Genomic DNA, 14,671 nt, shown 5'->3' on the forward strand with positions numbered 1-14,671 from the left:
AGAGCGTCGCGGACTGCCCTTGGCCTTCTCTTGGCAAAAACTTGGCGGTTATCCCGAACCGGATTCCAAGCGGGCGGCAGCGTCAGCCAGACCCAACATCCCCATTCGGCGGGCGTCATCCTCGAGATTGCCGGCGTCGCCTCCCATCTGCAGCTGCAACAGCCGGCACCGCAACAACGTCGGCGCCCCGCCGGTGCGCTGAGCCAGCGCCACCGCGGTGGCCAGGTCCGACTCCGCCGGCTCCCCCAGCAGGAACCGCAGGCGGGCAGTCGCGTGCGCCACCGGCCCAGCCAAGCCCACCTGCCCGATGACGGCGATCCGATCCCGGTACGGATCAAGTCGTGTCAGCAGCTCCGGCGCGAACTCCGGCAGGTCGTGGTCAACACAGAGATGCGCCAGCAGCGCGTAGTACCCCAATGACATCCAGGTGTGCACCGCGGGGCCGTCGACACCGCGGCGCAGCAGATCCTGCGCAACAGCACGCTCTCCCCCGCGCATCGACTCCAGCGCCACCCGCACCACACCGACCATGCCTTCACCACCGGCCTCCGGGACCTCACCGGACAAACGCCCGGTCTCTGGGAGACGACCCTTCTCCCGGATCAGCGAGGCGGCGGCCAGCATCCCGCTGCCTGCCTCGTACAGTTCGGTCTGCTCGTGAACAGCGGCGGCGATGCCGTGATGGCGTTCGGTTTCGGCAAAATCGCCGCGCCACAAAGCAATCAGCGCCTCGGTCCAGCGCAGCTGGGCTCGCAGCACCGGCAGCTGCAACTCTTCGCTGCCGTCGATACCAGCTCGCAGATGCGCCACTGCGGCATCCAGGTCACCGAGGTTCATCGCCGCCATGGTGGCCACCGAGTGCGCTATCACCGTGTCTTCACGAATACCGCTGTGCTCCAGCGCCGTCAGCTGTGCCACCCACTCGAGTGTCTGGGCACTCAGCGACGCCACGCCCGAGTAGGTGATCAGATGCCCCATCAACGCGTCGGCCAGCACGTCGGCGTCGCCGGTGCTGCGCGCCAGCTGCATCGAACGATCCAGTTGACCGGCGGCCACCGCGGCGTCCGGGTGATAACAGTGCCCGACAGCCAGTGCGGCGCGAATCCTGGCCTCAGCACCCGGATCTCCGGACGCCAACTGTGCAGCCTGATTCAGCACCGCAATCAGTGGCCCAGGATCCACCCCCGGCGCCAGCCACGGCCAGCCACCACTGACCCGCAGCAGAGCACTGGCCAGCCGGCCTGCAGTGGCGGTTCGCCCGGTGCGCAGCGCTGCGAGGATGTGCCGCTGCACCGTCTCCAGCACCGTCTGCCCGCGGCCTGCGCGGGCCAACGCGTCCAACAGAGAAACGGTCAACGCGTCACGCTCGGCGTCACTGCGGCTGGCAGACGGCAGCAGGTCGTAGGCATCGAGGGCTGCCTGCCACCAGCGCGCGGCTGTCTCCGAACTCCAACGCTGCGTGGCCGATTCGGCTGCATGGCGACAGGCGACAACCACCTCGGCGGGTTCTGCCAAGGGCAGCGCCGCGACGAGGTGCTGGGCGCGCCGAGTCAGCGCATCATCGACGCGGCTGTGCTCGAGCACCTGCGCCACGGTGGCGTGCAGGCGCTGGCGGCGCAGCGCGGGCATGTCGGCCAGCAGTTGGGTCCGCAGCAGTCCGTGCGCGAAGGCGTAGCCGTCACCGTCGTGGGCGGGCACCACGATCCGTTCGTCGGCCGCCTCGTCCAGGTAGTCGGCCAGGGTGTCGACATCCAGCCCGGTGGTATCGGCCAGCACGCTGAACTCCACCACCTCACCGATCACCGCTGCGGCTCGAAGCACCTGCAGCACAGCGGGATCCAGGGCCGCCAAGCGCCGGTCGAGCACCGAACGGATGGCACCGGGAAGTTCGGTGCCTGCACGTTCGGCCTTGGGCAGCCGGGCGTACTCGGAGACGAAGAACGGGTTGCCGCCAGTACGGTCGGCCAGCACCGCAGCTTCGGACTCGGATAGCACGTCCTCGGCCACCAGGTTGGCCAGGGCAGCCACCTCGGCGTGGTCCAGTGCCGGCACCACCAGGTGCCGGTTGCCGTCACCACGGGCGGCTGTCGCCAGAAAACGCGCCAACTCCGGGCCGTGGTCGACATCGCGGACGGTGACGACCACGAGGATCGGGTGATTGCGCAACGCCCCGGCGATGTAGGCCAGACAACTCGCCGATGTCGGGTCGGCCCATTGCGCGTCGTCGATCACCACGACAATGGGCCGGCTCCGCGAAACCTGTTCCAGCAGGGTCTGAATTCGTTCGTAAACATGAAATCGCGCGGTATCGGAATCCACCTCGGCGGGCACCTGCAAGAGCTGGTCGGCGTCGGCGCCCAACGCGCGCACCAGCTGACGCAGGGGCCACCACGCCGGGGTACCTCTTTCGTCAGGGCAGCCCACCCACACCACCTGCGCCCCGCGTTGCACACCGCGAGCGGCGGCCTCCTCAGCCAGTCGCGTCTTACCGATCCCCGGCGGGCCGGTGAGCACCATCCATCGGGTATCGCCGGCCAGCATGTCGTCGAGCAGCCTTGTCACAGCGGACACTTCGCGGCTGCGTCCGATCAAGCCCGACGGTGGCACCTCCGTCACCGCGGCGACCGTGACAGCGGGCGCGGGCACCTCAGCGGCGCCGGTCCACTCGGGTGAGCGCGGCCAGGCGGCCAACTCCGGGGCCTGCCGCAAGATCGCGATCTGCAACTCCCGCAGCTCCGATCCCGGCTCCAAACCCAGCTCGTCGTCCAGAACCTTTGTGTGCGCGGCGAATACATCCAGTGCCTCGGCCGCCCGTCCAGCCCGGTAGAGCGCCAACATCTGCAGCCAGGCGCCACGGTCACGCAGCGGATCAACCGAGCGCAACTCCCCCGCCTGGGCCACCGCCTCAGGCACCCGCCCCAGCGCCAGCAAGGCCGTCACGCGGTGCTCGAGGCATTCGACGCGCAGTTCGTCAACGCGGCCTGCCTCGTCTCGCACCCACGGCTCGTCGCGCATGTCGGCCAGCAGCGGGCCACGCCACAACGCCAGCGCGTCGTCGACCGTCGTCAACGCCGTCCGCCACGCACCGTCACCCACAGCGGTGCGCGCGGCGGCACAAAAACCGGTGAAGGCGCCCAGATCGGTCTCGACAGCGTCGAGAAAGTAGCCCGGCGCCTGCCGCACGATCGGCGAGGCCGCACCCCCGGACACACGCAAAGCCTTGCGCAGGTTGGAGATGTAGGCCTGCAAACTCGCCATCGCGCTGCCGGGAACGTCGTCACCCCACACCGCATCGACCAGGCGATCGGTGGAGACCACCCGGCCCTGGGCAATCAGCAGCACCGCCAGCACGGCTCGCTGTTTGGGCGAGCCGATGTCCACCGGTGTGCCCGCATGCACCACCTGCAGCGGGCCAAGCAACCGATAGTGCACGCGTGGAGTCTAAAGACGCATGTCAAGCGATGCCGGCTGGATCGTCGTAGCCCGGCCCGCCTTCCCCGGCACCTTCGTCGCCGCATCGGCGACCGGACTAGCGGGTCTGGCGGTACTTGTTCATCGCGTCGTCGAGACGCTGCAGAGCCTCACCGAACTCGGCGAAGTTACCGCTGGTCTGCGCTTCCTGCATACCGTCAAGCGCGGTCTGCACCTCGCTGAGCGCAGCTGCCTTGGCGGGCGAGAGCGTCACCGGCTGGCCTGCGGGCGCGGGCGGTGTTGCTGCCTGCGAGGGCACCTCAGGCTGTGCGGCCGGCGGTTGCGCCGACTGCTGCGCATCAGGCGGCGGTGTACTTCCCGGGTTGCCCGCAGGGGCGGCGGATCCCGGCGTCGGAGCAGGCCCCGTCGCAGTGGATCCGGCACCGGCGCCGAAGATCTCGTCGAGCGCGTCCCGCACCGTCGGGCCGTAACCCACCTGGTCGTTGTACATCATCGCCACCCGGATCAGACGCGGATAGGACGACGCCGCATCACTGCTTCCTGGCGAGGCGTAGATGGGTGCCACGTACAGCAGACCACCATTGCCCACCGGCAGTGTCAGTAGGTTGCCCCACCGGATCCGGTTCTGATTGTCGCGGCCGATGACGCCGAGATCCTGGCTGACCGCGGTGTCGGTGCTGATGGCATTGAACGCCAGCTTAGGGCCGTTGACCTGACCCGGAATGGTCAGCACCGTGAGCTGACCATAGGTGGCCGGATCCGAGGACGCGCTGATGTAGGCGGCCAGGAAGTCGCGGCGGAACCGGTTCATGGCGCTGGTCAACTGGAACGACGCCTGACTGCCGTCCTGCGCAATGTCTTTGGCCACGATGTAGTACGGCGGCTGGAAGCTGGAGGCTGTCGGGTTGGGATCCAGCGGTACGTCCCAGAAATCCGACGTCGAGAAGAACGTGATGGGGTCGTCGACGTGGTACTTGGCCAGCAGCGCCCGCTGCACCTTGAACAGATCTTCGGGGTAGCGCAGATGCTGGGCCAGTTCCTCGCTGATGTCCGACTTGGGCTTCACCGTGTCGGGGAACACCTTCATCCACGCCTGCAGCACGGGATCGCTCTCGTCCTGCGCGTACAGCGTGACCGTGCCGTCGTAGGCGTCGACGGTGGCCTTCACCGAGTTCCGGATGTAGGACACCTGCCGGTCGGGCAGCAGCCGGTTGGCCGCGACCTCGTTGGAGTCGGCGGTGGCGCTCGACAGTGAGGTGAGCTCCGAGTACGGGTAGTTGTCGAGGGTGGTGTACCCGTCGACGATCCACACCATCCGCTTGTTCACGATCGCCGGGTAGACACTGGTGTCCGTGGTCAGCCACGGCGCCACCGCCTCCACGCGGTCCGCAGGGTCGCGGTTGAACAGGATCTTGCTGTTCTCGCCGATGACGCCGGAGAACAGGAAGTTGCGCTCGGCGAACTTGGCCGCGAACACCGACCGGTTGAACCAGTTGCCGATCGACACGCCGCCGCTGCCCTGATAGGTGTAGTTGCGGGTGTCGGTGTTGGTCTCGTAGTCGTACTCACGGTCCGGGCCGCCGTTGTTGCCGACAATGGCGTAATCGGCAGGCGCCGAAGCGATCACGGGACCGTAGTAGATGCGCGGCTGATCCAGCGGCGCAGGCCCGGGCGAGACGACGGATCCGTTGCCGCCGACCACGCTGGCCAGGAACTCGGGGTAACCGCCGTTCTGGTTGGGGTCGTTGGCGATGCCACGCACCGTGTTGGCCGGCGAGGCGATGAACCCGTTGCCGTGGGTGTAGACGGTGTGCCGGTTGATCCAGTCTCGCTGGTTGTCGATCAGTCGTTCCGGGTTGAGTTCGCGAGCGGCCACCACGTAGTCACGCAGTGCGCCGTCGTCGCCGGTGTAGCGGTCCATCGCCAGCTGCTCGGGAAGCTGTAGAAGTTCTTGCCCTGCTGGAACTGGGTGAACGCCGGGCTGACGATCGTGGGGTCGAGCAGCCGGATGTTCGACGTGGTGGCACGGTCAGCGGCCACCTGTTGCGCGGTGGCGGCTTCGTTGCCGCTGTAGTCGCGGTAGGTCACGGTCTGGTCGGTGAGCCCGTAGGCGTCTCGAGTGGCAGTGATACTGCGGGAGATGTACTCGGATTCGCGCTGAGCAGCGTTGGGGCGCACGCTGATCTGCTCGACCACCAGCGGCCAGCCCGCTCCGATGATCACCGAGCTCAGCAGCAGCAGCACCAGACCGATGGCCGGGATGCGCAGGTCACGCAGGACCAGCGCCGAGAACACCGCCGCCGCGCAGATGACGGCGATGGCGAGCAGGATGAGTTTGGCGGGCAGCACAGCGTTGATGTCGGTGTAGCCGGCGCCGGTGAAGGGCTTGCCGCCGCGGGTGTGACTGAGCAGCTCATAGCGGTCCAGCCAGTACGCGAACGCCTTGAGCAGCACCAGGACACCGACCAGCGCGACCAGCTGGATACGGGCGGGCTTGCTCAGCACCCCGGCGCGGCCTGCCAGCCTGATGCCGCCGAAGATGTAGTGCCCCACCAGGTTTGCGATGAACGCCAGGAACAGCGCCACCATCACGTAGTTGAGGACCAGCCGGTAGAACGGCAGGTCGAAGGCGTAGAAGCCGAGGTCGAGACCGAACTGCGGATCCGTGACGCCGAAGGAGCCGCCGTTGAGGAACAGCTGGACCGCCGGCCAGTAGCTCTGCGCGATCAGGCCCGAGAAGAAGCCGATGGCCACCGGAATGCCGATGCCGACCAGCTTGAGCCGCGACATCACCGCGGTGCGGTAGCGCGCCACCGGATCATTGGGGCCAACCGTGGGCACGAACACCGGCCGCGACCGATAGGCCAGCGCCAGGCCCGCGAAGACGATGGCGCCCACTCCCACCGCCACCACCACGAAGACGATGAGACGGGTCAACAAAGTGGTGGTGAACACCGAGCGATAACCGAGCTCGCCGAACCACAACCAGTCGACATATGTGTCGACCAGCCGAGGGCCGACCAGCAGCAGCACCACGGCCACCAAAGCGATGGCAATCAGAATCCGGCTGCGCCGAGTCAGCTTCGGCATCCGCGCGGCGGGCCGCATACCCACGTGTTAACTCCCTGGTGGTGGTCTGGTGAACAGGTGTACTGTGACGGCCCCAACTGTACTGAACGTGGTTCGGGCAAACGCCGGATCATCGGTCAGCAACCAGGTGGTTCGCCACCGGCTGAAAGCGTGTGCAGTGCTTCGACGGCGCCGCTGAGCGACTCCACCTTGACCATTTCCAGACCGTCCTGGGGGTCGGACTTGGCTTCCTCGCAGTTGGCGGCAGGCACCAGGAACACCGTCGCACCGGCTTCCCGGGCGGCGAGCATCTTGTGGGTGATGCCGCCGATGGGGCCGACGGTGCCGTCCAGCCGAATACTGCCGGTGCCGGCGACGAACTTGGATCCACTGAGGTCACCGGTGGTGAGCTTGTCGACGACGGCCAGGCTGAACATCAGGCCGGCGGAGGGCCCGCCGATGTTGGCGAGGTTGAAGTCGATGCTGAACGGCGCCCACGGCACGGTGAGCACCGAGACGCCCACCAGACCGGAATCCTTGTCAGGATGCTTGCCCAAGGTGATGGTGGTGGTGCCGGCGGGTTGGTTCTTGCGGCGATAGTCGACGACGATCTCGTCGCCCGGTTTGGTGTCTGCCAGCAAACGCGTGAAGTCCTCGGTGTTGGCGACGGGCTGCCCGTTCACCGCATCGATGGCGTCCCCGTCCTGAAGCTTCCCGACCGCAGGTCCCGGGTCGTTGACCGAGGCGACCGTCAACGCCGGCGCGTAGTCGAGATAGCCCAGCGCGGCGTACTCGGCACTGTCCTCGGACTTCTCGAAGTCGGCGGTGTTGCTCTCCTGCACCTCTTCGCGCGTCTTGCCCGGCGGATACACCAGATCGCGCGGGACCAGCTGCTCGCGACCCGACATCCACAGGCTCAATGCGTGGCCGAGAGTGAGGCCATCACGCTGCGACACCGTGGTCATGTTCAAGTGCCCGGTCGTGGGCTTGGTCTCGGTACCTTCGATTTCGACCACGGGCTTGCCGTCGAACTCGCCGAGGGTGTCGAAGGTGGGGCCCGGCCCCAGCGAGACGAACGGCACCGTCACAACGGCCAGCAGCACTCCGAAGGCGACTATCGGTACGAGCGCCACCACCAGCGTCATAATCCGCCTGTTCACGAGGCAAGAGTACGGGCACCATGTGAGTGGGCCTGCTCAGCTGAGGAGTCAGGCGCAGCGCAGGTTCACTGTGAGCGTGACCGCCGTGCGCGCAGCCGCTGGCCACGGTGAGTACCGTTGGAGTCATGGCTGACCTGCCCTTTGGCTTCTCGTCCGGCGAAAGCAAGGATCCCGACAAGGATCCGAACCGAAACAACCCGAATCCGAACGACCCATTTGGCTTCGGCGCGGCGGGCGGCGACTTCAACATGAACGATTTGGGACAGATCTTCACCCGCCTGGGTCAGATGTTCTCCGCCGGCGGCGCCGGCATGCCCGGTGCCTCGGCAGGTCCGGTCAACTACGACCTGGCCCGGCAGCTGGCCTCCAGCAGCATCGGCTTCGTCGCTCCTATCCCGGAAAACACCACCAAAGCCATCGCCGACGCGGTGCACCTTGCCGATCTGTGGCTCGACGGCGTCACTCCCCTGCCCGCGGGCACCAGCAAGGCCGTCGCCTGGACCGCCACCGACTGGCTGGACAACACCATCGACACCTGGAAGCGGCTGTGCGACCCGGTGGCCCAGCAGATCTCGACCATGTGGGCCTCGGCGTTGCCGGAGGAAGCCAAGAGCATGGCCGGGCCGTTGCTGGCGATGATCTCCCAGATGGGTGGCATGGCGTTCGGCTCGCAGCTGGGGCAGGCGCTGGGCAAGCTGTCCAAAGAGGTGCTGACCTCCACCGACATCGGGCTGCCGTTGGGCCCCAAGGGTGTGGCGGCGCTGCTGCCCGAGGCGGTCGAGGAATTCTCGTCGGGCCTGGAGCAGCCGCGCGCCGAGATCCTGACCTTCCTGGCCGCCCGCGAAGCTGCCCACCAGCGACTGTTCGTACATGTGCCGTGGCTGGCCAGCCAGCTGCTGAGCAATGTCGAGGCCTATGCCAAGGGCATCACCATCGACATGTCCGGTATCGAGGAGCTGGCCCAGGGCTTCAACCCGGCCGCCATGACCGACCCGGCCGCCATGGAACAGCTGCTGAACCAGGGCATCTTCGAACCGAAGGCCACCCCGGAGCAGACAGCCGCGCTGGAACGCCTCGAGACGCTGCTGGCGCTCATCGAAGGCTGGGTGCAGACCGTTGTCAGCGCCGCTCTCGGTGACCGGATCCCCGGCGCCTCGGCGCTGTCGGAGACGCTGCGCCGTCGCCGCGCCACCGGCGGACCCGCGGAGCAGACGTTCGCCACCCTGGTCGGGCTGGAACTGCGGCCGCGCAAGCTGCGCGAAGCGGCAGTGCTGTGGGAGCGGCTCACCGATGCCGCCGGCGCCGATGCCCGCGACGCGGTGTGGCAGCACCCCGATCTGCTGCCGGACGCCGACGACCTCGACACACCTGCCGGATTCATCGACCGGGTAATCGGTGGCGACACCGGTTCAGACGAGATCGACGAGGCCATCGCGCAGTTCGAGAAAGACTTCAACAGCGGCCGAGACGATTCCGGCGATCCCCCTGTGGAGAAGTAAAAACCTGATCTGCAGGCGCCGTGTCACAGTCGGCGCCATGGTCGGCCGCTACAGCCTCGATCCGGCGATGCCGGTGCTCCTGCGACCGGACGGCACCGTCCAGGTGGGGTGGGATCCACGTCGTGCGGTCACGGTCCGTCCGCCCGGCGGGCTCACCGCCGGGGCGCTGGCGGCGGTGCTTCGCCGCATGCAGGCGACCGCGGGAATGGAAGAGCTGGCCCGGGAGGCGGCCCGTCACGGCGAGGTGGGGGCCGAAGAGCTGACCGGCCTGATCGGTGCGCTGGTGGGCGCCGGGGTGGCCCGACTTCAGCAGAACTCGGACGCCGGACGGGCACCGTCTATCCGGGTGCACGGCCGCGGCCCCTTGGCGGCCACGATGCTCGACGGGCTGCAGCGGTCTGGAGCGCGCCTCAAGCACACCAGCCACGCGCACGCCGCGGTGCATTCCGAGACGACGGACCTGGTGGTGCTGACCGATGTCCTGGTGGCCGACCCGCGTCTGTTGCGTGACCTGCACGACGCGCGTGTGCCGCACCTGCAGGTCCGGGTGCGCGACGGGAAGGGATTGGTGGGGCCACTGGTTCTTCCCGGGCTCACCAGCTGCTTGGATTGCGCTGACCTGCACCGATGCGACAGGGATGCGGCCTGGCCCGCGGTGGCGGCCCAGTTGCGCGACACTGTCGGCTCTGCCGACCGGGCCACCGTGCTGGCCACCGCGGCGCTGGCGCTGGGCCAGGTCAACACGGTGCTGGGCGCGCTGCGCGGCGTGCCCGGGCCGCAGCCACCCGCCACCTTGTCCACGACTCTGGAGTTCGACACCTCCACCAGCACCATCACCGCCAGGCATTGGCCGCGCCACCCCCGCTGCACGTGCTGACATCGCCAGTTGCCACATCGGTGCACGTCCGCACAGGAAGGTCGTGGATGATGGTGTGGTGGCAGACATCAGACGTGGAAGCGCTGCGCGAAACGCCAAGCTCGCAACGTTGCCGGTGGGTTTCGCCGGCCGCGCCGCACTCGGATTCGGCAAGCGGCTCACCGGCAAGTCGAAGGACGAAGTCAACGCCGAACTGATGGAGAAAGCCGCCAATCAGCTGTTCACTGTCCTCGGTGAGCTCAAGGGCGGCGCCATGAAAGTAGGCCAGGCGCTCTCGGTGATGGAAGCCGCCGTGCCCGAACAGTTCGGCGAGCCCTACCGCGAAGCCTTGACCAAACTGCAGAAGGATGCGCCGCCGCTGCCCGCGGCCAAAGTGCACCGCGTGCTCGACCAACAGCTGGGCACCAAGTGGCGCGAACGCTTCACGTCCTTCGACGACACCCCCGTCGCCTCCGCCAGCATCGGCCAAGTACACAAGGGCATCTGGTCCGACAGCCGCGAGGTGGCCGTCAAAATCCAGTACCCCGGTGCCGATGAAGCGCTGCGCGCCGACCTCAAGACCATGCGGCGCATGGTGTCGATCTTCAAGCAGCTCTCCCCCGGCGCCGACGTCCAGGGCGTGGTCGACGAGCTGATCGAACGCACCGAGATGGAACTGGACTACCGGCTGGAGGCCGACAACCAGCGTGCCTTCGCCAAGGCCTACGCCGGCCATCCGCACTTTGTGGTGCCCGCCGTGATTGCCAGTGCCCCCAAGGTGGTGATCGCGGAGTGGATCGACGGCATCCCGCTGGCGCAGATCATCCGCAACGGCACCCAGGATCAACGAGATCTCATGGGGTACAGGCTTTTTGAACTCACCGACGATGCCCCACGCCGCCTGGAGATGATGCACGGCGACGCCCATCCCGGCAACTTCATGCTGATGGACGGCGACAAGATGGGCGTCATCGATTTCGGGGCCGTCGCTCCCCTGCCCGGCGGTATGCCCCGCGAACTCGGCCAGCTGCTGCGCTACGCGGTGGACAAGAACTACGAGAAGCTGTTGCCCACCATGGAGAAGATCGGCTTCATCCAGAAGGGTGAGAAGGTCGACACCGCCGAGATCGACGAGATGCTCAAGCAATACGTGCAACCACTCGAGGTCGAGGTGTTCCACTACAACCGCAAGTGGCTGCGGAGAATGGCCGCGGTGGACTTCGACCGCGCCGCCGGTCAGATCCGCACCGCGCGACAGATGGACATCCCGGCCAAGCTCGCCATTCCGATGCGCGTCATCGCCTCTATCGTCGCGATCTCGTGTCAGCTGGACGCGCACGTCCCGGTGCGGCAGATCGCCGAGGACTTGGTGCCCGGCTTCGCCGACCCGGACTAGACACCCGAAAGCCGCCGAGACTGCTGGGCAGTCTCGGCGGCATCGACGTCACGCTGCGACCGAATCCTTGCGCGGCCGACCACGCGGGCGCTTGCGCGCGACAATCGCGCCTCGCTCGATGATCTCACCGCCCCACACACCCCATGGCTCCTCGCGCTCCAGCGCGGCGGTCAGGCACTGGCGGCGGATCGGGCACTGCGCGCACAGCACCTTGGCGCGCTCCAGATCGGCGGGGGTTTCGGCGAACCACAGATCGGGGTCTCCGGCATGGCAAGGCAGCTCCGGCAGCTTCTGCGTGTCCTCTACGGCAGGGACCGTCAGGGCTGACATGTCCTTCACCTGCTTCCTGGTTTCGTGGCTTCTCGTCTTTGCTTCGAGATCCGGACCAGGCGTTTTGCGGGTGTTGTCCCGGTAAAACACTGATGGCCACGGATCCGGGTGACTTCGGGTCCGTGGCCATTTGGCTGCTGTGTCGGGCTTCTAGAGGAAACTCCGATCCACGGACGCGTCAGTCTCGGCGGCGGTGCGGCGCTTGCGCTGCGGCGCAATGGCGGCAACCGCCCAGGCGGCATGAGCCGCGGGGGTGTTATGCGGTGCGGTCATCACCGCAGCTCCGAACCTGTCCAGCAACAGGACATGGGAGGCCCCTGCCACATTTGCCACGGCGGCATTGCTGCCTACCGAGCCGTGCTGCGTGAAATCAATCATTGGTGGGGCTCTCCTTTCTTGTTGCGCGGGCCATCTGACGGCCGTGGGTCGTACGCGTTCGAGGCTAGACGGTCCTCATAGACGAGCACAAGCGATTTTCTGACCTGCAGTTTCACGGCCGTGCACGCACCAACTCCAGCACATCGGCGCCGTACTGCTCGAGTTTGCGCGCCCCGATGCCGGGAATGGCGACCAGCGACGCGTCGTCGGTAGGCAGCATCTCCGCAATGGCGATCAATGTGTTGTCGCTGAACACCACAAACGCGGGCACCTTCTGTTCCTTGGCGGTGCGCGAGCGCCAGTCCTTGAGCTGGAGCAGCAGCTCGTCGTCGATCTCGGAGGCACACGACTCGCAGCGGCGCAGCATGATCGCCGAGGGACTGCTCAGCTCGGCGTTGCACACGCGACAGCGTTTGGCGGGCCCCCGCTGTTTGCGCCCGCCCGCACGGTCGGGCGGCGGCTTCGGGGTGATGCTGCTCAAGAAGCGCGACGGCTTGCGGCTCTGCCGCCCACCGGGGGTGCGCGACAGCGCCCAGCTGAGCGTCAGATGCACCCGGGCCCGAGTGATCCCGACGTAGAGCAGACGCCGTTCCTCCTCGACGGCCTCACTGTCGGGACCATGCGACAGCGCGTGTGAGATGGGCAGGGTGCCGTCGGCCAGACCCACCAGGAACACCGCGTCCCACTCCAATCCCTTGGCCGCGTGCAACGACGCCAAGGTGACGCCCTGCACGACGGGTGGGTGGCGGGCGTCGGCGCGAACCCGCAGCTCGGCCACCAGCCCGGGCAGGTCCAACTCGGGTCGGGTGGCCACTTCCTCGTCGACCAGTTCAGCCAGCGCGGTGAGTGCCTCCCACCGTTCCCGTGCCTGGGTGCCAGACGGTGCTTCGGCGGTGAGACCGAGCGGTTCGAGGAGCCGACGAACCAGATCCGGCAGATCGGCGTCCTGGGCGTCGCGATCAGCGGCCCGCTGCAAGGCCACCAGAGCCTGCCGGATCTCCTGCCGACTGAAGAAGCCCTCGCCGCCGCGAACCTGGAACGCCACCCCGGCCGCCGTCAAGGCCTCCTCGTAAACCTCTGACTGGGCGTTGATCCGGTACAGCACGGCGATTTCGGCTGCGGCCGTTCCTGATTCGATGAGCCCCTTGACCGCACGCGCCACCGCGGCGGCCTCGGCCACCTCATCGGGGTACTCGCGCATCGCCGGCCGCGGCCCCGGCGGACGCTGGCCCACCAGGTGCAGCCTGCTGCCCGCTACCCGACCGCGAGCATCCGCGATGACCCGATTGGCCAATTCGACCACCTGCGGGGTGGAGCGGTAGTCCCGCTCCAGGCGAACCACGGTGGCCTCGGGAAAGCGCCGCGAGAAATCCAGCAGGTACCGCGGGGAGGCACCGGTGAACGAGTAGATGGTCTGATTGGCATCACCCACCACCGTCAGGTCGTCACGATCGCCCAGCCAGGCGCTGAGCACCCGCTGCTGCAAAGGGGTGACGTCCTGATATTCGTCGACCACGAAGCAGCGGTAGCGATCACGGAACTCCGCGGCCACCGCCGCGTCGTTCTCGATGGCGGCCGCGGTGTGCAGCAGCAGGTCGTCGAAGTCGAGCAGCGCGACTTCACCACGCGCCTTCAGGTTCTCGTAGTTGGCGTACACCGCGGCGATGCGGTTGGCATCCTTGGGGATGTCGCGGCCCACCTCTGCGACGGCGGCGGCGTACTGCTCCGGGGTGATGAGCGAGGCCTTGGCCCATTCGATCTCACCGGCCAGGTCACGGACGTCCTCGGTACTGGCTTGCATCTTGGCCCGGTTGGCGGCCTGCGCGACGACGGAGAACTTGCTGTCGAGAAGCTGCCACCCGGTAGAGCCGACAACACGCGGCCAGAAGTACGACAGCTGGCGCCGGGCGGCGGCGTGGAACGTCAGCGCTTGCACCGACCCCACCCGCGCACCGGTCTGCGCGTCGGCGTCCAGGCTCCTCAGGCGGGTGCGCATCTCCCCCGCCGCCCTGGACGTGAACGTCACGGCCAGTACCTGACTGGCGGCAACGTGCCCCGACCCGACCAGATGGGCGATGCGGTGGGTGATGGTGCGGGTTTTGCCGGTGCCCGCACCAGCCAGCACACACACCGGCCCGCGACCGGCCAGCACAGCCTCGCGCTGTTCGTCATCGAGCCCTGCGGTGAGAAGGCTGTCAGTGGGCATGGGACCCATCATCGCAGCGCCCGGTGACACGCACCGGGCCGGGAACCCCGGGCAGCAGGAGATCCGGCACTATTGAGGTATGACGGTCAACGAACTCACCATGTATTCGACGACGTGGTGCGGCTACTGCAGGCGCCTCAAGACGGCCCTGAAATCCAAAGGCATCGGCTACACCGAGGTGGACATCGAGCTCGAACCCGAAGCCGCCAAGTTCGTGCAGTCGGTCAACAACGGCAACCAGACCGTGCCCACGGTGAAGTTCTCCGACGGCACCACCATGACAAATCCGTCCGTGAAGGACGTCGAGGGCAAACTCGCGGAGCTGTCGATAACCTGACCAGCGCG

Annotated in this window: 9 protein-coding genes and 1 pseudogene; 4 read left to right on the plus strand and 6 right to left on the minus strand. The window is 67.3% G+C overall.

Annotated elements, in window-relative coordinates:
- Positions 1–48: 48 nt before the first annotated feature.
- From BVC93_RS01830 to BVC93_RS01840, 3 genes and pseudogenes are all read right to left on the minus strand, one after another.
- On the minus strand, positions 49–3,432 hold the full coding sequence (locus tag BVC93_RS01830) for an AfsR/SARP family transcriptional regulator (protein WP_236950207.1): 3,384 nt from the start codon (positions 3,430–3,432) through the stop codon (positions 49–51).
- A gap of 97 nt (positions 3,433–3,529) precedes the next feature.
- Positions 3,530–6,546 (minus strand): annotated as a pseudogene (locus BVC93_RS01835) (UPF0182 family protein).
- A 92-nt stretch (positions 6,547–6,638) separates the two neighbouring features.
- Positions 6,639–7,661 (minus strand): YlbL family protein, encoded by a 1,023-nt coding sequence (locus tag BVC93_RS01840; RefSeq protein WP_083735680.1) that lies wholly within the window; start codon positions 7,659–7,661, stop codon positions 6,639–6,641.
- A gap of 107 nt (positions 7,662–7,768) precedes the next feature.
- Between BVC93_RS01840 and BVC93_RS01845 the strand changes: the two genes are divergently transcribed.
- The 3 genes from BVC93_RS01845 to BVC93_RS01855 are packed head-to-tail and all read left to right on the plus strand — an operon-like array spanning position 7,769 to position 11,412.
- Positions 7,769–9,160, plus strand: a complete 1,392-nt coding sequence (locus tag BVC93_RS01845; RefSeq protein ID WP_192860158.1) for a zinc-dependent metalloprotease — start codon at positions 7,769–7,771, stop codon at positions 9,158–9,160.
- Positions 9,161–9,197: 37 nt separating this feature from the next.
- Positions 9,198–10,037 carry a cyclodehydratase gene (locus BVC93_RS01850; protein ID WP_083735682.1) on the plus strand — a complete coding sequence of 280 codons (840 nt, stop codon included), beginning with the start codon at positions 9,198–9,200 and terminating at the stop codon, positions 10,035–10,037.
- A gap of 43 nt (positions 10,038–10,080) precedes the next feature.
- Positions 10,081–11,412: a macrolide-binding ATPase MABP-1 gene (locus BVC93_RS01855; RefSeq protein ID WP_083735683.1), complete on the plus strand. Its 1,332-nt coding sequence runs from the start codon at positions 10,081–10,083 to the stop codon at positions 11,410–11,412.
- 48 nt (positions 11,413–11,460) lie between these two features.
- On the opposite strand, the gene BVC93_RS01860 is transcribed toward BVC93_RS01855, so the two are convergent.
- From BVC93_RS01860 to BVC93_RS01870, 3 genes are all read right to left on the minus strand, one after another.
- Positions 11,461–11,742, minus strand: a complete 282-nt coding sequence (locus BVC93_RS01860) for a WhiB family transcriptional regulator (RefSeq protein ID WP_083740723.1) — start codon at positions 11,740–11,742, stop codon at positions 11,461–11,463.
- 150 nt (positions 11,743–11,892) lie between these two features.
- A complete protein-coding gene (locus BVC93_RS01865) occupies positions 11,893–12,120 on the minus strand; it encodes a hypothetical protein (protein WP_083735684.1) in 228 nt (75 codons plus the stop codon).
- Positions 12,121–12,232: 112 nt separating this feature from the next.
- A complete protein-coding gene (locus BVC93_RS01870) occupies positions 12,233–14,326 on the minus strand; it encodes an ATP-dependent DNA helicase UvrD2 (protein WP_192860159.1) in 2,094 nt (697 codons plus the stop codon).
- 79 nt (positions 14,327–14,405) lie between these two features.
- Between BVC93_RS01870 and BVC93_RS01875 the strand changes: the two genes are divergently transcribed.
- Positions 14,406–14,663: a mycoredoxin gene (locus tag BVC93_RS01875; protein ID WP_083735686.1), complete on the plus strand. Its 258-nt coding sequence runs from the start codon at positions 14,406–14,408 to the stop codon at positions 14,661–14,663.
- Positions 14,664–14,671: the final 8 nt, after the last annotated feature.

The sequence above is a fragment of the Mycobacterium sp. MS1601 genome, assembly GCF_001984215.1.
Classification (GTDB): Bacteria; Actinomycetota; Actinomycetes; order Mycobacteriales; family Mycobacteriaceae; genus Mycobacterium.